This window comes from Lutibacter sp. B1, from assembly GCF_012524075.1.
Classification (GTDB): domain Bacteria; phylum Bacteroidota; class Bacteroidia; order Flavobacteriales; family Flavobacteriaceae; genus Lutibacter.
Genome location: NZ_JAAZUI010000013.1, coordinates 1 through 23,831, shown reverse-complemented (window position 1 = coordinate 23,831; position 23,831 = coordinate 1). Strand labels below are relative to the sequence as shown.

The following is a 23,831-nucleotide window of genomic DNA, read 5'->3' as shown; positions in this document are numbered from 1 at the left end:
TGTTTAAAAAAAGACCTTTTTAATAGCGATTGGTTAACTTTTCATCAAATGTATCAATTAAAAAATATAATTTCAATAACTTAGTTTTTTATTAGTTACTCATTATTTAATTAGAAATGAACAAAAGAAAAAAGACTTCAACAAATTACAACAATCAAGTATTTTTAGAAAACCGATGCTCACTAAACGAGCTGTTAAATTTAGTAAGTAGAAGATGGATCACTGATGTGCTGTTTTGTATTGAAGATGGAAGCATAAGATATAAAAATATAAAAGAAGACTTGGAATTTATAAGTGATACTGTTTTAGCTGATAGATTAAGGTTATTAACACGGTATGGTCTAATTACCAAAACGTCGTATAAAGAAACACCTCCAAGAGTTGAGTATTCTTTAACTGAATCCGGTAAAAAGCTTTCAGAACTTTTAGATATGCTTTGTAAATTCGGAGAAAATTCAATGCAGTTATGCAGCTCTTCAATAACAATTAAATAGAAGATTTTAAATTTTATTTGATTGATAAAATAACAATATCTTTTTGTTTTAATTATCAATTTAACAGTATTTACCTTTTAAAAAATAAGGTTTGTAATTATTTACAGAAACATTATAAAATAAGCTAAGTTGGCTTTCAAAATTTGTACTTTTGAAGTAATTCTAATCAAAAAAACAAATTAAACAATTATGAAAAGGCTAATTATAGTTTCAAACAGATTGCCGGTAAAAATTGAAAAAAATGATGAAAAATTAGAAGTAATACCAAGCGCCGGAGGATTGGCAACCGGATTAAAATCGTACCATAAAAGTAACAACAGTTTATGGATAGGTTGGCCGGGATTAAATGCTGAATCTAGAAAAGAAGAAAACCAAATAACAACATTGCTACAAAAAGAAGCTTGTTTACCTGTTTTTTTAAATGAAAATCTTATAGAAAATTATTATGATGGTTTTAGCAACACCATACTTTGGCCATTATTTCATTATTTTATTGAATATTGTAAGTTTAAAGAAGACTTTTGGCAGGCATATAAAAAAGTAAATGAAATTTTTGCTGAAGCAATTATTGCAAATGCTAATGAAAATGATACTGTTTGGGTTCACGACTATCAATTAATGCTTGTGCCTGAAATTTTAAAAAGAAAAAGGCCCGACTTAAGTATTGGATTCTTTTTGCATATTCCATTTCCTTCGTATGAAATTATTAGAATATTACCTTGGCGTGAAGAAATTCTCAATGGTGTTTTAGGAGCCGATTTGATAGGTTTTCATACATATGACTATGCACGACATTTTATAAGTTCAGTAAAACGCCTTTTAGGACATGATGTTGATTTTAATAAAATTAACCTTGAAAACAGACAAATTTATATTGATGTTTTCCCTATGGGAATAGATTATAAGAAATTTGAAGATAAAGCTCTTGAAATTCAAACCAAACCTATACAAGAACGCTCAAAAGAACATCAGGATATTGATAGATTTTTACTAAGTGTGCCTAACAGAAAATTAATACTTTCTATTGACCGGTTAGATTATACTAAAGGTATTCCTGCCAGATTAAAAGCTTTCAGACATTTTTTAAGAAATCATCCTGAGTATAAAGAAAGGGTTTCTTTAATCATGTTAACGGTTCCGTCGCGTGTAGATGTAAAACAATATCAAGACCTTAGAAGTGAAGTAGAAAAATTGGTGGGTAGTATTAATGGTTATTATGGTACTATAAACTGGAATCCTATTATTTATTTTTATAGATCTATGCCGTTTGATAATTTAATTGAGTTATACAGTTCGGCTGATATTGCGTTACTTACTCCTTTAAGAGATGGTATGAATTTAGTGGCAAAAGAGTTTATAGCTTCAAAAATAAATCATAAAGGTGTTTTAATTTTAAGTGAAATGGCTGGCGCTTCTAAAGAACTAGGTGAAGCAATTGCCGTAAATCCGAATAATATTGGAGATGTATCAAACGCTATTTATAAAGCACTGATAATGAGTGATGAAGATCAGAAAAAAAGCATTACTGCAATGCAGGACAGAATTACCAGATACGATGTTTATAAATGGGCATCTGATTTTGTTGAAGCATTACATAAAACTGAAGAAAAACAAGCAGAATATCAAGCTCGAAAGGTTTCTGTGAGTCTTAAAACAAAACTTAAAGATGCTTATGAAAATGCAAATCAAAGAGTGTTGTTTTTGGATTATGATGGAACTTTACAACGATTTTTCGATACACCTAAAGCCGCTGTTCCTGATGCAGAACTTATAAGACTATTGAATATTTTAGCAAATGATACAAATAATGAATTGGTTTTAATTAGTGGTAGAGATCAGCAAACTTTAAATGAATGGTTTGGCGATAAAAATTACACGATTATAGCTGAACACGGAGCTTGGATAAAAGAAAAACATGCGAACTGGCGAGAAAGAAACCCAAAAAAATCCAATTGGAAAGAAAATATAAGACCCATTTTAGAATCTTATGTAGACAGAACACCGGGAAGTTTAATTGAAGAAAAAACTCATTCTTTAGTTTGGCATTACAGAAAAGCCGATATAGAATTAGGTGTGTTAAGAGCTTTAGAACTGCGCGCTAATGTGTCAAACTTAATTTCTAATCAAGATTTGGAAATATTGGAAGGTAATAAAGTAATTGAAATTAAAGTGTCAGGAATAAATAAAGGAAGTGCAGCAATTGAATATTTAACTGATAAAACTTTTGATTTTTTAATGGCTATTGGCGATGATTGGACCGATGAATTTTTATTTAAAGAATTGCCCAAAAATGCTTTAACTATTAAAGTTGGAACAGATAAATCTGCTGCAAAATATTATGTAGATAGTTATAAAGACGTTAGAACTTTACTTAAATCCTTTATTGAAAATAATTAATATGACGAATTTAAATTACGGAATTATTGGGAATTGCAGAAGCGCTGCATTGATTTCTGAAAGCGGATCTATTGATTGGTGCTGCTTACCCGATTTTAACTCATCTTCAGTTTTTGCGAAAATACTTGATAAAGAAATTGGAGGCTCTTTTGAAATAATAGTAAGCGATGAGTATACTACTAAACAGTTTTATATTAAGAGTACCAATATTTTGTGTACACGTTTCAGCAATGGAATTGATGCATTTGAGGTGTTTGATTTTATGCCCAGATACCAAAAAGAAGATATGGGCTATTACAATCCGCCGGATATAATCAGATACTTTAAATATATAAGTGGAAAACCCATATTATCAGTAAATTACAATCCTAAATTAGAGTATGCTCTACCTGAAACTGAATCTATTATAAAACCTGATTATATTAAAAGTTTTACAAAAAACGGAGAGTACGATTCACTTTATTTATATACCAGTCTTGATAAAAATAATATACAAAACAAAACGCAGTTTTTTTTAGAGGATGATGCTTTTATGCTGTTAAGTTATAATCAAAAATTATTGGAACAAACAGTAGAAAGACAATATTTAAAACTTCAGCGCACAAAAGTTTACTGGCTAAATTGGTCTAATAAAACAAATATAACATCTAAATATACTAATGATATTATACGAAGTGCTTTAACATTAAAAATATTAAGTTACGATAAAACCGGTGCAGTTTTAGCCGCAGCCACTACTTCACTTCCTGAAACTATTGGTGAAGAACGAAATTGGGATTACCGTTTTTGTTGGATTAGAGATGCTTCAATGGTAATTAAAGTAATGTCTCAATTAGGTCATCAGCATAATGTAAAACGTTTCATGAATTTCATTATAGATATTATTCCCGACAAAAATGAAAAAATTCAGATAATGTATGGAATTAATAAAGAAAAACAATTAACTGAAGAAACGCTGTCTCATTTAAAAGGATATGAAAATTCGGCTCCGGTGAGAATTGGTAATGCTGCATATATCCAAAAGCAAAATGATATTTATGGTATTTTGGTTGATGTTATCTATCAACAGTTCAAAAATTTTGAAACTTCGCTAGATAACAGTGAATCTTTATGGACTATTACGCGAAATATTGTAAAAATTGTTGAAGACAACTGGGAAAAGCCTGATAAAGGTATTTGGGAAATTAGAACTGATGAAAAACACTTTACTTTTTCAAAAGTACTGTGTTGGGTTGCCATTGACAGAGCAATTAAAATAGCTAAAATCTTGAGAATTAAAGAATATATAGAAATGTGGCAACCATTAGCTGATAAAATTAAAAATGATATTTACCAAAATGCTTGGAATGAAAATGTAAATGCTTTTACTCAATTTTATGGCTCTAATGATTTGGACGCAGCTAATTTATTAATGGAAACCTATGGTTTTATTGATGCCACAGATGAAAAATTTGTGAATACGGTGTTGGCAACGGAAAGAGAGTTGTGTGAAGACGGATTAATGTACAGGTATAAAAATAAAGATGATTTTGGTTTACCAAGTTCTTCTTTTACTATTTGTACATTTTGGCTAATCAACAGTTTAAATGCTATAGGAAAACGAAAAATGGCTAAAAGTATGTTTGAAAAACTTTTATCGTATAGCAATCATGTTGGTTTGTTTAGTGAAGATATAGACTTTAAAACCAAACGCCTTTTAGGTAATTTTCCTCAAGCATATTCACATTTAGCCTTAATTGAAACAGCAATTAATTTATCAAAAGACGATTATATTAGTGAAGATGGTAAAATTTTAGATGCTATACATTAAATTACAAACTTAACCTCTACCTACTCTATTACACCTAATAAATAAAAAGAAGCACAAATGTGCTTCTTTTTATTTCTGTTTAACTTGCTATTTTATCCTAAAATTACTTCTACATTATGGATTTTTCCATCTCCAAAAATTGGAAGTATGTTTGAAGTTTGCTCTTTACCATCAATAATTACTTTAGAAACTCCTTTATTTACATGGTTTTCATTAACAACTTTAATATTGTATGTAGCTCCACGGAATTTACGAGTAATTTCATAGCCTTTCCATTCTTTTGGAATACAAGGTTCAATTTTTAAACCATCATAATCCGGTTGAATTCCTAAAATATATTGGCTAATTGTGTAAAAATTCCAAGACGCAGTACCTGTTAACCACGAGTTTTTTGCTTCACCGGGTTTATAAGCATCTTTACCGGCAATCATTTGTGCATAAACATAAGGTTCTGTTCTGTGCAACTCGCTGATATCTTCTAAATAAGACGGACAAATCTTTCTGAAATATTCCCACGCCTGATCTCCTCTTCCAATTTCAGTTTCTCCAATAATTATCCAAGGATTATTGTGACAGAATATACCTGCATTTTCTTTATATCCTGGAGGATATGTTGATATTTCACCATATTCAACATAATATTTTGTAAAAGCAGGATTGTTTAATACAATTCCATATTCACAATCTAAGCGTTCTTTAACAGAATCTAATGCCTTTTCAACCAAGCCCTCTTCTTTTCCAATACCGGCCATGGTACACCATCCGTTAGATTCTATAAATATTTTCCCCTCTTCATTTTCGTCACTTCCAATTTTATTTCCGTAGTAATCGTAAGCTCTTAAAAACCATTCACCATCCCAACCATGTTTTTTAATGGCGCTAACCATTTCATCAACATGTACCTGAGCTCTTTTGGCTTCTTTGGTATTACCCAATCGTTCACAAAGCGTAACGTATTCTTTTCCATAAACCACAAAAAGTCCTGCTATCATTAATGATTCTGCTTTTGTACCTTCCGATTGATTTTCAGTAGTTTGAAAAGACTCATTTGGATCGTTTGAAAAACAGTTTAAGTTTAAACAGTCATTCCAGTCTGCTCTACCAATTAAAGGTAATCCGTGAGGACCTAAATTGTTTACAACATGATCAAACGAAACAGTTAAATGACCGAATAACGTTTTAGCAATACTCATATCATTATCAAAAGGCACCATTTCATCAAGAATACTAAAATCACCCGATTCTTTAATGTAACTAACGGTTCCCAGTATTAACCACATTGGATCATCATTAAATCCTCCTCCAATATCGTTATTTCCTTTTTTGGTTAAAGGCTGATATTGATGGTAACATCCTCCATCAGGAAATTGTGTTGAAGCAATATCGATAATACGTTCTCGAGCACGTTCAGGAATTTGATGTACAAAACCTATTAAATCTTGGTTTGAATCTCTAAAGCCCATTCCGCGACCTATACCACTTTCAAAAAATGAAGCAGAACGAGAAAAACAGAACGTAATCATACATTGGTATTGATTCCAAATATTTACCATTCTGTCAAGTTTTTCTTCACTTGATTTTACTGAATAAACACTTAATAAATTATCCCAATAGGTACGCAATTCTGCTAAAGCAGCATCTACTTTTTCAACTGTATCAAACTTTTGAATTGTAGCTTTTGCTTTAGTTTTATTGATTATATTTTTTGATTCCCACTTTTCATCATCTTCATTTTCCACATAACCTAAAACAAAAACAAGATCTTTAGATTCTCCGGGTTGCAATTCAATTTCAATATAATGTGATGCAATTGGTGACCAACCATGAGCTTCACTCATAGATGGTGCTCCTTTTTCTACCACCTGAGGTTCATCAAAACCATTGTATAATCCAAAAAAGGATTCTCTGTCAGTATCAAAGCCTTGTATATCAGTATTAACCGAATAATACGCATAATGATTACGACGCTCTTTATATTCTGTTTTGTGATAAATTACTGAATCTTCTATTTCAACTTCTCCGGTAGAAAAATTTCGCTGAAAATTTTCCATATCGGCTGCCGCATTCCAAAGTGCCCATTCAGCAAATGAAAAAACTTTAAGTTTTTTTACGTTATCACTATAGTTAGTTAGGGTTAATTTTTGAACTTCAGCCCACGTTTTAAGTGGCACAAAAAATAATACTTTTGCAGAAACGCCATCTTTTACACCTTCAATTGTGGTGTAATTCATCCCATGCCTGCATTCGTATTTGTCTAATGGGGTTTTCATAGGTTTCCATCCTGGAGACCATGCTGTATCGCCATCTTTTATATAAAAATATCTACCTCCTGCATCGGTAGGAACATTATTATATCTGTAACGAGTTAATCGACGAAATTTTGCGTCTTTATAAAAAGTATAACCACCTGCTGTATTTGAAATTAATGAGAAAAAATCTTCATTTCCTAAATAATTGATCCAAGGGTAAGGTGTTTTTGGGTTTGTTATGACGTATTCGCGTTGTTGATCGTCAAAATGTCCAAATCTCATAGTTTGTGTTTTAATTAATTATTTTTTCGCTTTTATTTAAGAAGGTGATTTTATTGAAAAATTAATTGCGCCAAATTTAAGTATAAAATCAAAGATATATGAGTTTTAATAGCATATTTTTTCGATTTTTATTACATATTTTAAAATAAAAAAATCAGTCTTATTTAAAATAGACTGATTTTTTATACACTTTATATTTAAAATTTTAAATTACGGATTTGTAGACCAAATACTTACATCTTTTATAAACACTCTTCCCGGTAATTTTAATAATGAAATTACTATCTCTGAAATATCTTCAACTTGCATCACTTTTTCAGGGTTTCCGTCTGTTAGTTTTAATTCTATCGCCATATCAGTTGCAACGGTGCTTGGCGTTAAAGCAGTAACTCTAATATTATGCTTTCTTACTTCCTGCATTAAAGATTCAGTTAATCCTAACACTGCAAATTTTGAAGCACTATAAGCACTTGTAACTGCTCCACCTCTAATACCTGCAGTTGAAGATACATTTATAATATCTCCGGATTTTTGTTCTATCATTTTTGGAAGAAATGCTCGGGTTACATAATAAGTTCCCAAAAGATTTACTTTGATAACCTGTTCCCATTCTTCCGGTTCAAGTTCCATAAATTTACCAAATCTTCCTATTCCTGCATTATTAATTAAAATATCAATGTTACCCATAGCTTCATGTATTTTAGAAGCTGCAGCATTTACTGCTTCTATATTTGATACATCTGCAACAGTTGCCATAGTATTTACTCCTAAAGCTCGAGCTTCTTCAGCAACACCTTCTATGTCTTTTTCAGTACGTGCAAGAAGTACTACGTTAGCACCTTCTTCAGCTAAAGCTATAGCTATTGCTTTTCCTATTCCTTTTCCGGCTCCTGTTATTAGAGCATTTTTACCTTTTAATGATTTCATTTTAAAATTTCTTTTGTTTTATTTATTCCGGTATTTGTTGGCTTAAGCAATGTAAAGTTCCAAATCCCCATATTAAATCAATAGCACTAATACCAATAACTTCTCTGTTTGGAAAACAATCTGCAATAATATTCAAAGCAATTCTGTCATTAGAGTCGTTGAACATAGGTACAAGTACACAATTATTTAAAATTAAAAAATTAGCATAACTTGCCGGAATTCTCAATTCATCAAAATCCAAACGTTTAGGCATTGGCAGTGTAACTATTTTTGGAGATTTACCATTCTCTAACGTCGCTTTCTTCAATCTGTCTAAATTTTCCTGTAAAGCTTTGTAATTACTATCGCTTTTATCTTCTTCAACAACTGTTATAATAGTGTCTTCATTTACAAATCGGCATAAATCATCAATATGTCCATGCGTATCATCACCTTCAATTCCATTTCCAACCCAAATAACATTGGTAATTCCTAAATATTCTTTAAATATTTCTTCATAATCTTGCTTTGTAAATCCCTGATTTCTTACTTGAATTGTTGGATGCAATAAACATTCTTCAGAAGTTATTAGTGTACCTTTTCCATTAACATCAATAGCACCTCCTTCTAAAACAACCGGCTTCCCTTTATAAACAGCCTGAGTTAAAGGTATATTTAAAAAATTAGCCACTTTTAATGGAACAACTTTATCTAATTTGTAATTTTTATACTTTGCCCAACCATTAAAATTAAAATTGAGAGCTTCTAGGTTATTTCCATTTTTAACAATTATAGGGCCGGAATCTCGCATCCAGCTTCTGTTTGTTTTTTGAATGATGAATGATACATTGTTAAGATTTACATGAGCCATATCAAGCATGCTGATTACTTTTTCTTTTAATTTTTCATTGGCAACCACTAAAAATACTTGCTCAAAAGAGGCTATTTTTTTTATATACTCAACAAAAGCCCATTGTATTGCTTTATATTTTCCGGGCCAATCATTACCATTATGAGGAAAACAAAGTAAAATACCCTGTTGCTTTTCCCATTCTGCAGGAAATCTTCTGTTAGTAGTTTTCATAATTATTAGTCTATCGCTCTTTTTGTTAGGTCGCCAAAGGCATCAATTCTTCTATCTCTAAAGAAAGGCCAATTTTGACGTACGTTTTCTTGTAAATCTAAATCAACTTCAGCAATTAAAATTTCTTCTTTATCATGCGAAGCTTGTGCTAAAATTTCACCTTGTGGTCCAGCAATAAATGAAGATCCCCAAAACTGAATACCTGCTGTATTTGGTATATATTTTTCCAATCCAATTCTGTTTGCCGCAGCAACATAAACTCCATTGGCAACCGCATGTCCTTTCATAACATTCATCCATGCACCATGCTGATTTTCTCCATATTGCTCTTTTTCTTGAGGATGCCATCCAATTGCTGTTGGATAAAATAATACTTCAGCACCTTGTAAAGCTGTTAAACGTGCAGCTTCAGGATACCATTGATCCCAACAAATAAGCGTACCAATTTTTCCTTTTTTTGTTGGAAATGTTTTAAAACCAATATCTCCCGGTGTAAAATAGAATTTTTCATAAAAATGAGGATCGTCCGGTATGTGCATTTTTCTGTATAAACCTGCTTCACTTCCATCGGTATCTATAATATAAGCACTATTATGATAAATGCCGGCCATTCTTTTTTCGAAGAAAGGAACTATAATAACTACTCCAAGTTCTTTTGCCAATTTACTAAAAGCTATAAATGATGTACTATACAAAGGTTCAGCGAAAGCAAAGTTATCAACATCTTCACTCTGACAGAAATAATGACTACTGTAAAGTTCGGGTAACGAAATTACTTCAGCGCCTTTATTTGCAGCCTCTCTTACCCATTTTAAACATTTTTTTAAATTGTTTTCAGGTTTGTTATTAAGGTTAAGTTGTATAACAGCTATTTTATATTTTTTGTTTGTCATTAGTAATAAATTAGGCAGTAAAAATAACTTTTTTTACAAAACAAATAGCCAAAAAAATAAATATGGCATTATACGTGTTGATCAATCAATATTACATTTCCATCGGGGTCTGAGATAACAAAACTTGCAGGACCTGTAGTTGTTTCATCTACTTCATTCTCTAACTTAACACCTTTCTTTTTTAACTTATTTTAAATTTCTCTTATATCGGTAAATGTTTCAATATTATTGGCGTTTTCATCCCAACCAGGATTACATCATTAAATATAAGATATTTAAGATATATACAATTGTTTAAAGTGAAATTTAGCTTTTAATTAATATTACCGGAAGTGAAATTTTAATTTAAATTTTTTCTAAAACTTTTTTGAACTTTAACAATTACACTTTCAACATCTCTAACATCTACTTTTTTTATTTGGGCAATTTCGTTAAAGTTTAAGTTTCCAAAAACATAAAGGTCTATTAAATTAGAAGTTTCAAAAGGCAACCAACTATATATTTTATTCAAAATCATTCGGTTTTTTTGATTTAAACCATCTTTTTCGCTATATATTTCTAAAGATTTAATAATATTTTCTTCAGCATTATTATATAAAAGAATTGGTGTTTTCATATCTTCTTGGTGGTATGAAATATCATCTAATTCATCTACCATTAGCAAATCCCAATCTAAATCTGTTTCAAATTTTTCATCTAATTGTTCTAGCTCATTATTTAATATTTCACTTATGCTTAGTGTTTTTTTATGAAATTCTTCTTTTTTAAAAATTTCATCTAAACGATTACTCACTAAAGTAAATAGTTCTAATTTTAATGAACTTCCTTTATTAAAATCTCCTTTATATTCTTCATATAACTGAACAATAGCATCATCAATAACTCCATTGCTTTTATACATATTTTTTGGAATAACACCTAAAATTTCTGCAGTATATAATCTATGCTTTACATAAGGTTGTAAATATGGAACTGTTTTTAAAACTTTTTTACCAAAATTATTATTATCTACAGTTTTCATAACGCCAAAATTTTATTATTCATTTAAATTTAACCTAATGAAAATATTTTTGAAATGATATATATCATATCACATTATTTTTTCAAATTACAGTTATGTTTGTGGTAAAAATAACAATTGCTATTTTTACGAATAATTATTATGTAAATTAATTGATTTTAGGTGAATTTAATTATTTTATAATTAAAACTTTAATATTAGTTATTGTATTATTTGTAGATTTATTAATTAAAAAACAAGCTGTTAAAAAATTTAGCATACTTATAAGGTATAGGTATACCCACTAATTTAAATGAATTAACTTATTTTGAAAGCTCTAAAAATTACCTTTAAAATACTTTTAGCACTACTTATTTTAGTAATTGTGTTTTATGCAAGTGTAACATATTACTTGAGCAATCATAAAGAAGATATTTTAAACAGACTGGAAAAAGCGTACAATGATAATTATTATGGAACTATCTCTTTTGATGATGTTTCTATAAATACTCTTGATAATTTTCCGTCAGTTTCAATAAAAGTGAAAAATATTATCCTGATAGATTCACTGTATACTGAACATAAGTACACTACACTTAAAGCTGAGAAAATTAACTGTGTGGTTTCAGTTAAAGAATTGCTGCAAAAAGAAATTCAATTTAAAAAGTTTATTATCGAAAATGGTGAGTTTTCATCTTTGCTTCTTTCAAACGGATACAGCAATTTAAATGTATTCCAATTAAAAAATAAAACAACTTCAACAGAAAATCCTTTTAAAGAACAGTTCTTGCTTTCTAAAAATAACGTAAAAATTTCTATAAAAGATTTTAAAACTGCTATTCTCAACTTCAAAAAAAATAAAAGAAGTAACGCTTATATAAACAAATTGAATACACAAATTTCTTTTAATGATTCCATTATTTCAGGAACTGCTAAAATGGATATTTTGATGAATGAAATGGGACTTAACCTTGCTAACGGAACTTTTTTTAATAATGCCAATGTAAACGGAACATTTAATTATACGTTAAATTCATCTAAAAATACAGTTACGATACCTTTTTTTAATCTTAAAATAGATGAACAGCTTTTTAAAGTTAAGGCAGATATAAATACTAAAGATTCCGGTACTTTCTCTTTTGTTCTTGAAAATAATAAAGCGAAATATACACCTACCATAAAACTTATTTCTCAAAATATTCAAAAGAAATTACGCTCTTTTGACCTTAAAAAGCCATTTTATACTTATACCACGTTACAAGGTAGTTTTGCATATGGCAGTAACCCTTTGGTTAAAATAAAATTTAATACTCAAAACAATACCTTAAAAATAAAAGACAGCATTCAAATTAATAATTTTTCTTTTAAAGGTGATTTTGTTAATAGAATTTATACTGATGAAAGAGCTTTTTCAGAAAATAAAAAGAACCTTAAAATTACTTTCGACTCTATAAACGGAACTTACAATCAAATTGATTTTACTCTTAAAAACTCAAATTTATCAACATTTGAAAATCAAACAACTGCAAATTTTGCTCTTAATGCTAAAGGAAATCCGGAAAAGTTTAATGAATTATTTAAAAATGAAGCATTCTTTTTTAAGAATGGAACTTTTAATTTAAACACACAATATAACGGACCAATAACATCATTAAACGATGTTTTATTGGCTACAAATACAAATTTAAAGCTAAGCAACAGTAATGTTTTTTATAAACCTACAAATGTAACTTTAGCAATTGATAATTTAGAACTTGAACTTTCAAACAAAAATGCAAATCTGAAAACACTTAAAATTCCTATTGAAAATGATGAACACATTAATTTTTCGGGGAAACTGAATAATTTTACATCATTATTATTCAGCAATCAGAAAGATATTGTTTCTTCTGAATTAAATATTTATTCAGAAAAAATGATTTGGAATGATTTTATGAAAATTTTCGAAACCCTTGAAAAATCTAACAATGATACAAAAAAAGAGAAACCCGGAAATAAATCAGTAAAAGCATTAAAAGAAACACTGAGTGGTATTTACACAAAATTTAATCCGAGCTTGTTTTTAGCCATTGATTCGTGTTTGTACAATAATTTTTCTGCCAAAGTACTTAAAACAAAAATCAATTTTGATGGTGAAGATAAAATACGTTTAATAAATACCGGATTTACATACGATAAAGGAAAAGTTAATCTTAATGGTTATATAGATCTTTCAAAATTAGACGAAACTTTTTTCAATTTAACTTTTACTACAGAAAAATTAGATTTAGGTAAATTAATGAGAGATTTTAATTATTTAAATCTTTCAGAACTTCAAAAAACAGAAAAATTAGAAGGCCAAATTACCATTAATTCAAACTTAAAAGGTATAATAAATGACGCTACAGGATTGGATAACAAATCGTTAAAAGGAGAATTCAATTTTACACTTGAAAATGCACAAATAAATGGTTTTGAACCACTACAAAAAATAGGAAATATAATTTTTAAGAAAGAACGATTTGAAGATATTCGATTTGCTCCAATTTCTAACACTGTTTATATTAAAAACAATACTATTGAAATCCCTCAAATGGAAATTAGATCAACAGCTTTTGATCTTTTTGTTGAAGGATATTTAGATTATGGTAACAATACCAGTATTTGGGTTTCTATTCCATTGGCTAATTTAAAAAATAGAGACCTTATAAATATACCCGATAAACAAGGATATATAAATGCAGGAAAAAAGGTTTTTGTTGAAGTAAAAAGTACTGAAGAAAACGATTTAAAATACACATTACACCTTACTAATAAAAAATTATATAAGGAAAAGGATATACTTAACGAATATAAATCTGACCATAAAAACGAAAGAAAACTTAGAAAGGCTAACAAAAAGGAGCTCAGAAAACAAAAAAGGGAAATTCGTAAAAACTCTTAAGAAGTAATTTCTATAAATTTAATATTCAATTCTTTTTGAATTTCATGTATTCGCTGTAACTCACTTGGAATTATTAATGCTATAGAATATCCTCTTTTTCCAGCTCTGGCGGTTCTTCCGCTTCTATGCGTATAATATTCTAATTTTTCCGGTAATTGATGATGGATAATAAAACCTAGATTATTTACATCTATACCTCTGGCAGAAACATCAGTAGAAATTAAAACTTGAAGTGTACCTTTTTTAAAAGCACGCATCACTTTATCTCTTTCTCTTTGTTGCATATCGCCTTCTAAAGCTTCTACAGAGAATCCTTCTTCTTTTAAAGTTTTAGTTAAATTTTGGGTTCCGGCTTTAGTTCTGCAAAAAATTATACCTCTATCAGAATCTCTTGTTTCCAGTAACTTAATTAAAAGGTTTACTTTATCTTTTACTTCTGTTTTAATAAATTGATGCGTAATATTGGCATTTACCAAATCATTTTTATTTACTTCAACCTTCACAGCGTTAGAAGCCATATAAGTTTTAATAATTTTTTTTATTTCTTCGGGCATGGTGGCAGAAAACAGCCATGTGTTTTTTTCTCCTTTTGTATATTTTAAAATTCTGTTTAAATCTTGTTTAAAACCCATACTCAACATTTCGTCAGCCTCATCAAGTATTAATGTAGAAATATGTTTTAAATTTATTTCTCCCCTTTCAATTAAATCAATTAACCTGCCTGGCGTGGCAACAACTACATGTGTTGTTCTTTTTAGTGCATAAATTTGTTTTTCAATTTTCTCACCTCCGTAAACACCTTCTACAAAAATTTTACTCTCAATGTGTTTGGTAAATTTAAACAGTTGTTTTTTTATTTGTTGCGCTAATTCTCTGGTTGGAGCTAAAATTAATGCTTGTATAACAGGCTTAGTTGCATCAATAGAATTTAGTGCCGGAATACCAAAAGCTACAGTTTTACCGGTACCGGTTTGTGCTAAACCGATAAAATCTGTTTTAGAATTCAATAAAACAGGAATGGTTTTTTCCTGAATATCGGTTGGAAATTTAATTCCTAATTCTTTTAATGCGCTTATATATGGTTTACTAACGCCCAGTTCTAAAAATGTTGACATGCCTTCTATTTATAAAAATGCAAATGTACGCTTATTTATAAGGCTTTATTAAATAACTCAAATAAAAATATTTACATTGACGTATAATTCATAAATTCAGTATAAATAATTATTTTTGCGAAACATTTATGCAAAAGAAAATTAACATACAAAATAAAAAAGCTCGTTTCGAATACGAGATATTAGATAAATATATTGCAGGTATTCAACTAACCGGTACCGAGATAAAATCTATTAGAGAAAGTAAAGCCAGAATTACAGAGAGTTTTTGTGAGTTTAATGAAAAAGGTGAACTATTTGTAATTAATATGTTTATTGAAGAATATTTATACGGTAATTCCTACAATCACAAACCAAAAAGTGAGCGTAAACTTTTATTAAATAAGCGCGAATTAAAAAAATTACAGAAAGAAGTTCAAAATGTTGGTTTAACCATTGTACCTCTCCGCTTATTTTTAACAGAAAAAGGTTGGGCCAAATTAGAAATTGCCCTTTGTAAAGGAAAAAAAATATTCGATAAAAGAGATACTATAAAAAACAGGGAAAATAAAATTAATTTAGATAGAATTAAGAAGAATTTTAATTAAGATTAATGGATTTATCAGCATTTTTTAAATTGATTAGATGGAAAAATTTACTGTTAATTCTATACACTCAATTACTAATTAAATTCTATTTTTTTTCATCTTTTAATATTTCTAACAACCTAACTGTTTTTCAATTTTTTATTCTGATATTTTCAATAATTCTAATTACAGCTTCCGGCTATATTATCAATGATATTTTTGATGTAAATACTGATTTGATAAATAAACCCGAGAAAGTAATTATTTCAAAAAAAATAACTGTAGATAAAGGTAAAAAACTGTACTTATTAATTAATACAATTGGTATTGCTTTAGGAATTTATCTATCTTTAAACATTCAAAAACCAACATTTTCATTCCTTTTTATTGGTGCTTCGCTTCTACTCTACTATTATTCTAAAAACTTTAAATCAAAACCTTTAATTGGTAATGTTATTGTGTCATTTCTAATTGCAATAAGCATACTTATTATAATTTGGTTTGATATTGATTTCAGCATAAAAACACACTCGCAGCAACTGATAATATATTCGGTTTGGTTTTTATCTTTTTTTGCTTTTTTTCTAAACCTTATTAGAGAAATTATTAAAGATATAGAAGATATAAATGGTGATTATGCATTAAATATGAATACTTTACCTATTTTAGTTGGAAGAAAAAGAACAAGGTATTTAGCTTCTGTTATTTGTGCTTTTCCGTTAAGTTTACTTTTATTTATACTCATAAAATATTCATTTGAATATAAATTTACAATGTTGTATTTACTTATAGGTACTTTTTTACCAATTTTGTATGTAGCTATAAAACTACTTAATGTAAAAACGCCTAAAAATTTGAATAAATTAAGTACATTATTAAAAATTATCATGTTTTTAGGCATAAATTCATTAGTAATCCTTTCATTAAAATTGTAATATGCTTTCAGAAAAATTAAAAAACAAACAAATCATACTAGCTTCATCATCTCCAAGACGTCAAGAATTATTAAAAGGAATGGATATTGATTTTTTAATAAAACTAAAAAATGTTGAAGAAAATTATCCTTCAAACTTAAAAGAAGAAGAAATAACCAACTTTTTAGCTAATCTGAAAGCAAATGCATTTGAAAATGATTTGAACGAAAATGAACTATTAATTACAGCTGATACTATAGTTTGGCATAACAATAAAGCTTTAGAAAAACCTAAAAACAAGAAACAAGCTATTGAAATGCTAACTAATTTGTCGGGAACAAGTCATAAGGTAATTTCATCAGTTTGTATTAAAAACACTAAACATCAAAAAACTTTTTTTGATGTTACAAACGTTTATTTTAAAAATTTCACAAAAAATGAAATAGAATATTATGTAACAAATTATAAACCTTTTGATAAAGCAGGTGCTTACGGAATACAGGAATGGCTTGGTTTTATAGGTGTTACAAAAATTGAAGGCAGCTACTTTAATGTTATGGGCTTGCCTATTCATAAATTATATGATGAATTGATAAAATTTTAGTTTTTTATATTATATATACTTATTTTTGAATCGATTTTTAATAAAACCCAAATGAAAAAATATACTTATACCGAAAAACAAGACACCAGATCAGGTTTTGGTGCAGGATTAGCTGAATTAGGAGAAACAAATGAAAATGTAGTAGCACTTTGTGCCGATTTAATAGGTTCTCTAAAAATGGAAAAATTTATTGAAAATCATCCTGACAGATTTTTTCAAATTGGTATAGCTGAAGCCAATATGATGGGTATTGCTGCCGGACTAACAATTGGAGGAAAAATACCTTTCACAGGAACTTTCGCCAACTTCTCTACAGGAAGAGTTTACGATCAAATCCGTCAATCTATCGCTTATTCAGGTAAAAATGTAAAGATATGCGCTTCACATGCAGGTTTAACTTTAGGTGAAGATGGAGCAACTCATCAAATTTTAGAAGATATTGGTTTAATGAAGATGCTACCGGGCATGACCGTAATTAATACGTGTGATTACAACCAAACTAAAGCAGCTACTATTGCAATTGTAGAACATGTTGGTCCGGTTTATTTACGATTTGGTCGTCCGAAAGTACCAATTTTTACACCTGAAAACCAAAAATTTGAAATTGGCAAAGCTATAATGCTGAATGAAGGAACAGACGTTACTATAGTTGCTACCGGACATTTAGTATGGGAAGCCATACAAGCAGCAGAAGCTCTTGAAGCTAAAGGAATTAGCGCTGAAGTTATAAATATTCATACCATAAAGCCTTTAGATGATGAAGCAATTTTAAAATCTATTGCTAAAACAGGTTGCATTGTAACTGCTGAAGAACACAATATTTTAGGTGGTTTAGGTGAAAGCGTTTCAAGATTACTTGTTCAAAATAAACCTGTACCACAAGAATTTGTTGCGGTGAACGATAGTTTTGGCGAATCTGGAACACCGGAAGAACTTATGGAAAAGTACGGTTTAAACAATAAAGCTATTGTAAAAGCTGCCGAGAAAGCAATAAATAGAAAATAACTTTATATTTACCACGTTTTAAATTTATAACTTCTAAATAAAAATTTATGAAAAAAAGAAATCTATTATTAGTATTTACTTTATTTGCAACAATTTTTGCTGCTAAAGCTCAAGGTGAATATGGTATTAAAGCAGGAATCAGCTACAATTCCAATGGTGATTATTCTGAAATTATTAACGACACTAAACAAGCAATTGATGATGAAGGTGACAGTAAATCTGGTTTTCACGTTGGTGTGTATGGAAAATATAATTTAGGACCGTTATACTTACGCCCCGAATTGGTTTATACCAAAACAAAAAGCGAATATAATAATGGTGATTTAGAAATTTCTAAATTAGACGTTCCTGTTTTAGTTGGTTTTAAAGTATTTGGACCATTAAGTGCTTTTGTTGGACCTTCTTTCCAATATATATTAGACAGTGAATTTGAAAATTTTAATTATGACGAAGTAGAAAACGATTTAACTGTTGGTGTTAATTTAGGTGTAGGTGTTGAGATAGGTAGGTTGGGAATTGATGCACGATATGAAAGAGGTTTTAGTGAAAATGAAGCATCATTCATCAATAAAAACATAACAGAAACTCCTGAATATAGAATTGATTCTAGACCTGAACAATTTATTTTAAGTTTATCTTACCGTTTTTCGAACTAATTATATTACAATATACTGAAAAAAAGCCTGTTACAAACAGGCTTTTTTTAGTTTAAATAATTGTCTATTTATTTAACCCATTATTATTGTAGACAGCTTTGTATTAATTAAAATATTGCCAATTTAGATAACACGAAAGGAAATAGACTATCTAAATCAGGGTGGAGAAATCATAAAAATTTATAATAAAAAAGCTCGCAATTTGCGAGCTTTTTTATTAGTTATCTTTATCTAAATAATTTGGTATTCCATCACCATCAGTATCATCATTTGTTGGGTCTCCATCTCCATCAATATCTTCATCTTTGGTATAAATACCGTCACCATCATCATCTACGTCTAAATAATTAGCAATTCCGTCTTCATCTGTATCATCATTTTTTACATTACCATCATTATCTATATCTTCTAAAATAGATAAAATTCCATCATTGTCATCATCAGATTTATTAACATCTTGTAAAGTTATTTGGAATATTAGAGGTGAATTTTGTGGTATACTTGTATAAGCTGTATTACCATATCCTAATCCTGATGGAATAAACAAAATCCCTTTACCATAATCTTCATAATAAAAAGACTCGTCAGTATTTACAACTTTGTTTCCTCCCTTAAAATTAGTAAATCCATAACTCCACCCATCAATCAAGCTTGTTAGAGACCACCAAATAAGATTTGAACTACCATCAAAAACTGTGCTATCTAACAATGTTCCGGTATAAGTTACAAGAACAGAATCTGCCCTTGTTGGAGAAATAGTAACTCCCTCATTTTGGATTAAGTAATATAATTTATATGAAATATCGTCTTTAGTAATATCCTGTACTTCAACTTGTTCCATTAAAGGAGTTTCTCCGTTGGTTATAGTCCAAATTCCATCATCTTCCTCATTTAAATAGTGTGTTTGTAAATATTCTACTAATGCAGTATTATCAATTACAGCTTGTTCAGCAGCATCAAAATTATCTTTATCACCTCCGCCTCCGCCACAAGCAATAAACAGTAAACTTAAAACAGCTATTAAATATAAATTTTTAAATTTCATTCATGTAAATTTTTAGACGCGCAAGATACTATTTTAATATCTTTGTTAAAAGATTATAAGAAAATTTTAACTTATTAAATGAGAATAGATAAATATTTATGGTGCATACGCTATTTTAAAACCAGAAATATTGCAACTGAAGCTTGTAAAAAGGGTCATGTTAAAATAAATGGTGATACTATTAAGCCATCCAAACTAATTTTTAATGGTGAAAAAATAACTGTTAGAAAAGATCAAATTAATTATGTTATAGAAGTGTTGGATATACCTACAAGTCGTGTTGGAGCCAAATTAGTTGATTTATACAGAAAAGATATAACGCCCGCAGAAGAATTTAAAAAATTTGAGCTTTTGAAATATTCAAAAGATTATTACCGCAAAAAAGGCACCGGAAGGCCAACTAAAAAAGACAGAAGAGATTTAGATGAATTTCAAGATGAATAAAGCCAACTTGGATAAATACTATTGGGAGACAACCTATAAACAAAACAAAACGGTTTGGGATATTGGTAATGTTTCTAACCCAATAAAAAATTATATTGATCACTTAAAAAATAAAAAAATTGATATTCTTATACCTGGTGCCGGAAATGCTTATGAAGCTGAGTATTTTTTTAACAATGGGTTCGAAAATGTAATTGTATTAGATGTAGTTGAGCAACCATTGATTAATTTTAAAGAACGAATAACTGAATTTCCTGAAAAACATTTAGTACATCAAGATTTTTTTGAACATATAAACACTTATAATTTAATAATAGAACATATATTTTTTTGTGCTTTACACCCTAGCCAAAGAAAAAATTATGTTGATAAAATGTATAACTTACTTAAACCAAAAGGGAGATTAGTAGGTTTATTATTCGATTTTGAATTAACTGAAGAAGGGCCACCATTTGGCGGTAGTTTTGATGAGTATATTCATTTATTTTCAGAAAAATTTAAAATTAAAACGTTAGAAAAATGCTATAATTCAATTAAACCTAGGTTTGGTAGAGAATTGTTTTTTATCTTTGAGAAAAAATAAACAAAATGGATAGTTCAATAATTTTAAGTAACGAGCAAATTCATAATAAAACAAGAAGAATTGCATATCAAATATTAGAAGATAATTATAATGAAAAAGAAATTATAATTGCCGGTATTAATGGAAATGGGTTTATTTTTGCTCAAAATATTGCACATTTTTTAAATGATATTTCAAATTTAAAAATTGTACTCTGCGAAGTAATTATTGACAAAAAAAATCCGTTAAAACCTATTACAACAGACTTAGAGTCTAATCTCTATAAAAATAAATCTATTGTTTTAGTTGATGATGTTTTAAATTCCGGAGCTACATTAATTTATGGTATTAAACATTTTTTAGAAGTACCTTTAAAAAGATTTAAAACGGCTGTTTTAATAAATAGAAATCATAAAAAATATCCTGTAAAAGCAGATTTTAAAGGACTATCATTATCAACCTCAATGCACGAGCATGTGTCGGTGTTGTTTAATGAAAATGAATCTTATGCTGTTTTAGAGTAGTTGAAGTATTGCATTAACATTCTCATCAATACTTTTATCATCAACTTTAATTGTTTTGTGTGCCCTTTCGTAATAAGGACTTCTCTCAAATAAATGTTTAGCTATATATTCTTTTAAATTATCAGTACCTATAGTAGCAACTAGAGGTCTTTTTGCTGCACCTCTAAGTAATCTGTTAAAAATAGTATCAATTGATGCTTTTAAATAAATTGCTGTCGAATTTTTAGAGATACTATCCATATTATTTCCGTAACAAGGTGTTCCTCCACCCACCGAAATAATGCAATTATCATATAAATCAAATAATTCATTAAGATACTCTCCTTCTTTTTTTCTGAAATAGATTTCGCCTTTATCAGAAAATATATTAGAAATAGACATTTGTTCTCTTTCTTCAATATAACTATCCAGATCAATAATTTTTAAATCCTTTTTTTTTGCTAAAGCTTTTCCTATAGCAGATTTCCCACTAGCCATATACCCCAGTAATACAATTCTCATAAAGTAAATTTAATTGCTATATAAATTGAAAACAAATATCGTTTAAAAAACTACATAAAAAAACTTGTATTCTAAATTTTTGATGGTATATTTGCACTCGCAAATGCGAAAAGCATTTTGACCTGGTAGCTCAGTTGGTAGAGCACCTCCCTTTTAAGGAGGTGGTCCTGGGTTCGAGCCCCAGCCCGGTCACAAAAAGTTGAGCTAAATGCTTAACTTTTTTTGTTTATACATACTAATTAATGCGCGTGTGGCGGAATTGGTAGACGCGCAAGGTTGAGGGCCTTGTGTTCGCTTAGAACGTGCTGGTTCGACTCCAGTCACGCGCACTTTTTACTTCAAAAAATCATATTTTCTATCAAAATTATTTTAATTTATAATTATAAATTATGTATTTTTGAATTGCTATGAAAATTATACATAATAAAATACCTATCCTCCTATTACAAAAGGTTGTGCACAAAAATCAAGTTAGATTACTTGTAACTTTTCCATTCAATTATGAAATTAAATCTAAAATAAAACAATTGAAATGTTTTGTTTGGAGTAAAACTTTACGTGGATGGCATTCTGATTTTACCTCAAAAAATATACTTTTAATAAAAGAAACATTAAAAAATGATGTAAAATTTAAAAGTGACGCTTCTTTACAGTATGAATTACAGATAAAACCTGAGAGAAAGAATAGAGTTATTTCTGAAGAAAATAAAGAAATATTAAGAGATTATGTACGATATTTAAAAGGTAAATGTTATAGTGAAAGTACTATAAAAACATATTACACTTTTATTGCCGATTTTTTTGATTATATACAAGATATTCCTCTAATAAGTTTAACGAACAGACATGTAGAAAAATTTATTGAAGATATTTTTATTCCGAGAAAATACAGCATAAGTACACACAGGCAGTTTATAAGTGCCATAAAACTATTTAAAGCTTTTTGTCCGGAATGTAAAATTGATGAAATTCAGTTGAAACGTCCAAGTAAAAGTAAAATTTTGCCAACAGTACTTTCAAAAGAAGAAATAATTGACTTATTACGTTATACAAAAAATTTAAAACACAGAGCTGTTTTAGCAATGATATACTCAGCCGGCTTACGTATAAGTGAGCTCCTTAATTTAGAATTAAAACATATTGATATAGACAGAAGGCAAATTATTGTTAAAAACAGCAAAGGACGGCGAGATAGAAATATTATACTAGCAGAAAGCTTTATACCTCTTATGCTAAATTATATAAACAGCTACAATCCAAAAGTTTATTTTGTTGAAGGAGTTCCTTCACAAAAATATAGTGCAGAAAGTGTTAGAGGTTTTTTAAAAAGATCGTGTCAAATGGCAAATATAACTAAAAGAGTTACCCCACATACTTTAAGGCATAGTTATGCGACCCATTTATTAGAGAATGGAATAGATTTAAGGTATATACAAGAACTCTTAGGGCATGCTAAACCTGAAACGACAATGATTTATACTCATGTAAGTAAAAAAGATTTATTGAAAATTGAAAGTCCATTAGATATTGCATTGAAAAGTTTAGTTGAATCCAATAAAAATAATATAAATCTACGTTTATCCGGAAATTTTTAATAATAAATAGTTAAATTTGAAAGGATATAACAAGTTGTATTTAATATGATCAGCCTTTTGGGTTCCAAATAGACATTTTCGGACTCATTAAAGATAGGATTAAGTACAATTTTTAAAATACTAATGAAAGAGACATTTATGGAAGTTTCGACTCAAACTGTACGATTGACATCGTTGAGAGTTTCACTATCAAAACGTTGATAACGTATAACAGTTTGGCGAAGTTAGCAGAAAATAATGACATAGTCAAGTGATTTTCAGA

Annotated in this window: 21 protein-coding genes, 2 tRNA genes and 1 pseudogene; 15 read left to right on the top strand and 9 right to left on the bottom strand. The window is 29.0% G+C overall.

What is annotated here, in order from left to right:
- Window positions 1-116: 116 nt before the first annotated feature.
- The 3 genes from HGB55_RS08970 to HGB55_RS08960 all read left to right on the top strand — a co-directional run bounded on the left by HGB55_RS08970 (window position 117) and on the right by HGB55_RS08960 (window position 4,701).
- On the top strand, window positions 117-494 hold the full coding sequence (locus HGB55_RS08970) for a helix-turn-helix domain-containing protein (RefSeq protein ID WP_168816557.1): 378 nt from the start codon (window positions 117-119) through the stop codon (window positions 492-494).
- A gap of 189 nt (window positions 495-683) precedes the next feature.
- Entirely contained in the window at window positions 684-2,891 is a 2,208-nt protein-coding gene (locus HGB55_RS08965; protein ID WP_168816556.1) for a bifunctional alpha,alpha-trehalose-phosphate synthase (UDP-forming)/trehalose-phosphatase, read from the top strand.
- A gap of 1 nt (window position 2,892) precedes the next feature.
- Complete coding sequence (locus HGB55_RS08960) at window positions 2,893-4,701, top strand: glycoside hydrolase family 15 protein (RefSeq protein ID WP_168816555.1); 1,809 nt, start codon at window positions 2,893-2,895, stop codon at window positions 4,699-4,701.
- A 92-nt stretch (window positions 4,702-4,793) separates the two neighbouring features.
- Here the strand turns inward: HGB55_RS08960 and HGB55_RS08955 are convergent, their stop codons facing one another.
- The 6 genes and pseudogenes from HGB55_RS08955 to HGB55_RS08935 all read right to left on the bottom strand — a co-directional run bounded on the left by HGB55_RS08955 (window position 4,794) and on the right by HGB55_RS08935 (window position 11,136).
- Window positions 4,794-7,232 (bottom strand): GH36-type glycosyl hydrolase domain-containing protein, encoded by a 2,439-nt coding sequence (locus HGB55_RS08955; RefSeq protein WP_168816554.1) that lies wholly within the window; start codon window positions 7,230-7,232, stop codon window positions 4,794-4,796.
- Between the two features lie 210 nt (window positions 7,233-7,442).
- Window positions 7,443-8,159, bottom strand: a complete 717-nt coding sequence (locus HGB55_RS08950; protein WP_168816553.1) for a 3-ketoacyl-ACP reductase — start codon at window positions 8,157-8,159, stop codon at window positions 7,443-7,445.
- Between the two features lie 22 nt (window positions 8,160-8,181).
- Entirely contained in the window at window positions 8,182-9,222 is a 1,041-nt protein-coding gene (locus tag HGB55_RS08945) for an agmatine/peptidylarginine deiminase (RefSeq protein WP_168816552.1), read from the bottom strand.
- A gap of 5 nt (window positions 9,223-9,227) precedes the next feature.
- Window positions 9,228-10,115 (bottom strand): carbon-nitrogen hydrolase, encoded by an 888-nt coding sequence (locus tag HGB55_RS08940; RefSeq protein WP_168816551.1) that lies wholly within the window; start codon window positions 10,113-10,115, stop codon window positions 9,228-9,230.
- Between the two features lie 68 nt (window positions 10,116-10,183).
- A pseudogene (locus HGB55_RS15655) lies at window positions 10,184-10,294 on the bottom strand (VOC family protein); the annotation flags it as partial.
- 161 nt (window positions 10,295-10,455) lie between these two features.
- Window positions 10,456-11,136: a hypothetical protein gene (locus HGB55_RS08935; RefSeq protein WP_168816550.1), complete on the bottom strand. Its 681-nt coding sequence runs from the start codon at window positions 11,134-11,136 to the stop codon at window positions 10,456-10,458.
- Window positions 11,137-11,443: 307 nt separating this feature from the next.
- Between HGB55_RS08935 and HGB55_RS08930 the strand changes: the two genes are divergently transcribed.
- Window positions 11,444-14,038, top strand: a complete 2,595-nt coding sequence (locus tag HGB55_RS08930; RefSeq protein ID WP_168816549.1) for an AsmA-like C-terminal region-containing protein — start codon at window positions 11,444-11,446, stop codon at window positions 14,036-14,038.
- On the opposite strand, the gene HGB55_RS08925 is transcribed toward HGB55_RS08930, so the two are convergent.
- Entirely contained in the window at window positions 14,035-15,153 is a 1,119-nt protein-coding gene (locus HGB55_RS08925) for a DEAD/DEAH box helicase (RefSeq protein WP_168816548.1), read from the bottom strand. The genes HGB55_RS08930 and HGB55_RS08925 overlap by 4 nt on opposite strands.
- A 128-nt stretch (window positions 15,154-15,281) precedes the next feature.
- On the opposite strand from HGB55_RS08925, the gene smpB reads away from it, so the two are divergent.
- From smpB to HGB55_RS08900, 5 genes are read left to right on the top strand one after another with little or no spacing between them, the layout of a single operon-like run.
- Entirely contained in the window at window positions 15,282-15,740 is a 459-nt protein-coding gene (gene smpB, locus HGB55_RS08920; RefSeq protein WP_168816547.1) for an SsrA-binding protein SmpB, read from the top strand.
- Between the two features lie 5 nt (window positions 15,741-15,745).
- A complete protein-coding gene (locus HGB55_RS08915; RefSeq protein ID WP_168816546.1) occupies window positions 15,746-16,654 on the top strand; it encodes a geranylgeranylglycerol-phosphate geranylgeranyltransferase in 909 nt (302 codons plus the stop codon).
- A 1-nt stretch (window position 16,655) separates the two neighbouring features.
- Window positions 16,656-17,237 carry a Maf-like protein gene (locus tag HGB55_RS08910; protein WP_168816545.1) on the top strand — a complete coding sequence of 194 codons (582 nt, stop codon included), beginning with the start codon at window positions 16,656-16,658 and terminating at the stop codon, window positions 17,235-17,237.
- Between the two features lie 51 nt (window positions 17,238-17,288).
- Window positions 17,289-18,242 (top strand): transketolase family protein, encoded by a 954-nt coding sequence (locus tag HGB55_RS08905; protein WP_168816544.1) that lies wholly within the window; start codon window positions 17,289-17,291, stop codon window positions 18,240-18,242.
- 47 nt (window positions 18,243-18,289) lie between these two features.
- Window positions 18,290-18,898 carry an outer membrane beta-barrel protein gene (locus HGB55_RS08900; RefSeq protein ID WP_168816543.1) on the top strand — a complete coding sequence of 203 codons (609 nt, stop codon included), beginning with the start codon at window positions 18,290-18,292 and terminating at the stop codon, window positions 18,896-18,898.
- A gap of 217 nt (window positions 18,899-19,115) precedes the next feature.
- On the opposite strand, the gene HGB55_RS08895 is transcribed toward HGB55_RS08900, so the two are convergent.
- Window positions 19,116-19,943: an FKBP-type peptidyl-prolyl cis-trans isomerase gene (locus tag HGB55_RS08895; protein ID WP_168816542.1), complete on the bottom strand. Its 828-nt coding sequence runs from the start codon at window positions 19,941-19,943 to the stop codon at window positions 19,116-19,118.
- Window positions 19,944-20,021: 78 nt separating this feature from the next.
- Here HGB55_RS08895 and HGB55_RS08890 point away from each other — a divergent pair, with 78 nt between their 5' ends.
- The 3 genes from HGB55_RS08890 to HGB55_RS08880 are packed head-to-tail and all read left to right on the top strand — an operon-like array spanning window position 20,022 to window position 21,473.
- Complete coding sequence (locus tag HGB55_RS08890; protein ID WP_168816541.1) at window positions 20,022-20,387, top strand: RNA-binding S4 domain-containing protein; 366 nt, start codon at window positions 20,022-20,024, stop codon at window positions 20,385-20,387.
- The gene (locus HGB55_RS08885; protein WP_168816540.1) at window positions 20,380-20,970 is read left to right on the top strand and encodes an SAM-dependent methyltransferase; all 591 of its coding nucleotides are present in this window, start codon (window positions 20,380-20,382) and stop codon (window positions 20,968-20,970) included. Before HGB55_RS08890 ends, HGB55_RS08885 begins: the two co-directional genes overlap by 8 nt.
- A 5-nt stretch (window positions 20,971-20,975) precedes the next feature.
- Window positions 20,976-21,473: a phosphoribosyltransferase family protein gene (locus tag HGB55_RS08880; protein WP_168816539.1), complete on the top strand. Its 498-nt coding sequence runs from the start codon at window positions 20,976-20,978 to the stop codon at window positions 21,471-21,473.
- On the opposite strand, the gene HGB55_RS08875 is transcribed toward HGB55_RS08880, so the two are convergent.
- Complete coding sequence (locus tag HGB55_RS08875; protein ID WP_168816538.1) at window positions 21,465-21,974, bottom strand: shikimate kinase; 510 nt, start codon at window positions 21,972-21,974, stop codon at window positions 21,465-21,467. The genes HGB55_RS08880 and HGB55_RS08875 overlap by 9 nt on opposite strands.
- Window positions 21,975-22,093: 119 nt before the next feature.
- Here HGB55_RS08875 and HGB55_RS08870 point away from each other — a divergent pair.
- The 3 genes from HGB55_RS08870 (at window position 22,094) to HGB55_RS08860 (ending at window position 23,569) form a co-directional block, all read left to right on the top strand.
- A tRNA-Lys gene (locus HGB55_RS08870) sits at window positions 22,094-22,166 on the top strand.
- A gap of 52 nt (window positions 22,167-22,218) precedes the next feature.
- Window positions 22,219-22,303 (top strand) — tRNA-Leu (locus HGB55_RS08865).
- Between the two features lie 78 nt (window positions 22,304-22,381).
- A complete protein-coding gene (locus tag HGB55_RS08860; protein ID WP_168816537.1) occupies window positions 22,382-23,569 on the top strand; it encodes a tyrosine-type recombinase/integrase in 1,188 nt (395 codons plus the stop codon).
- The last annotated feature ends 262 nt before the right edge of the window (window positions 23,570-23,831 follow it).

Bases quoted from the DNA above. Each gene is read 5' to 3' on its own strand.
- HGB55_RS08875 (WP_168816538.1), bottom strand. From the start codon at position 21,974: ATGAGAATTGTATTACTGGGGTATATGGCTAGTGGGAAATCTGCTATA.
- HGB55_RS08890 (WP_168816541.1), top strand. From the start codon at position 20,022: ATGAGAATAGATAAATATTTATGGTGCATACGCTATTTTAAAACCAGA.
- HGB55_RS08940 (WP_168816551.1), bottom strand. From the start codon at position 10,115: ATGACAAACAAAAAATATAAAATAGCTGTTATACAACTTAACCTTAAT.
- HGB55_RS08885 (WP_168816540.1), top strand. From the start codon at position 20,380: ATGAATAAAGCCAACTTGGATAAATACTATTGGGAGACAACCTATAAA.
- HGB55_RS08950 (WP_168816553.1), bottom strand. From the start codon at position 8,159: ATGAAATCATTAAAAGGTAAAAATGCTCTAATAACAGGAGCCGGAAAA.
- HGB55_RS08910 (WP_168816545.1), top strand. From the start codon at position 16,656: ATGCTTTCAGAAAAATTAAAAAACAAACAAATCATACTAGCTTCATCA.
- HGB55_RS08905 (WP_168816544.1), top strand. From the start codon at position 17,289: ATGAAAAAATATACTTATACCGAAAAACAAGACACCAGATCAGGTTTT.
- HGB55_RS08915 (WP_168816546.1), top strand. From the start codon at position 15,746: ATGGATTTATCAGCATTTTTTAAATTGATTAGATGGAAAAATTTACTG.
- HGB55_RS08945 (WP_168816552.1), bottom strand. From the start codon at position 9,222: ATGAAAACTACTAACAGAAGATTTCCTGCAGAATGGGAAAAGCAACAG.
- HGB55_RS08925 (WP_168816548.1), bottom strand. From the start codon at position 15,153: ATGTCAACATTTTTAGAACTGGGCGTTAGTAAACCATATATAAGCGCA.
- HGB55_RS08955 (WP_168816554.1), bottom strand. From the start codon at position 7,232: ATGAGATTTGGACATTTTGACGATCAACAACGCGAATACGTCATAACA.
- smpB (WP_168816547.1), top strand. From the start codon at position 15,282: ATGCAAAAGAAAATTAACATACAAAATAAAAAAGCTCGTTTCGAATAC.
- HGB55_RS08880 (WP_168816539.1), top strand. From the start codon at position 20,976: ATGGATAGTTCAATAATTTTAAGTAACGAGCAAATTCATAATAAAACA.
- HGB55_RS08860 (WP_168816537.1), top strand. From the start codon at position 22,382: ATGAAAATTATACATAATAAAATACCTATCCTCCTATTACAAAAGGTT.
- HGB55_RS08900 (WP_168816543.1), top strand. From the start codon at position 18,290: ATGAAAAAAAGAAATCTATTATTAGTATTTACTTTATTTGCAACAATT.
- HGB55_RS08970 (WP_168816557.1), top strand. From the start codon at position 117: ATGAACAAAAGAAAAAAGACTTCAACAAATTACAACAATCAAGTATTT.
- HGB55_RS08965 (WP_168816556.1), top strand. From the start codon at position 684: ATGAAAAGGCTAATTATAGTTTCAAACAGATTGCCGGTAAAAATTGAA.
- HGB55_RS08895 (WP_168816542.1), bottom strand. From the start codon at position 19,943: ATGAAATTTAAAAATTTATATTTAATAGCTGTTTTAAGTTTACTGTTT.
- HGB55_RS08935 (WP_168816550.1), bottom strand. From the start codon at position 11,136: ATGAAAACTGTAGATAATAATAATTTTGGTAAAAAAGTTTTAAAAACA.
- HGB55_RS08960 (WP_168816555.1), top strand. From the start codon at position 2,893: ATGACGAATTTAAATTACGGAATTATTGGGAATTGCAGAAGCGCTGCA.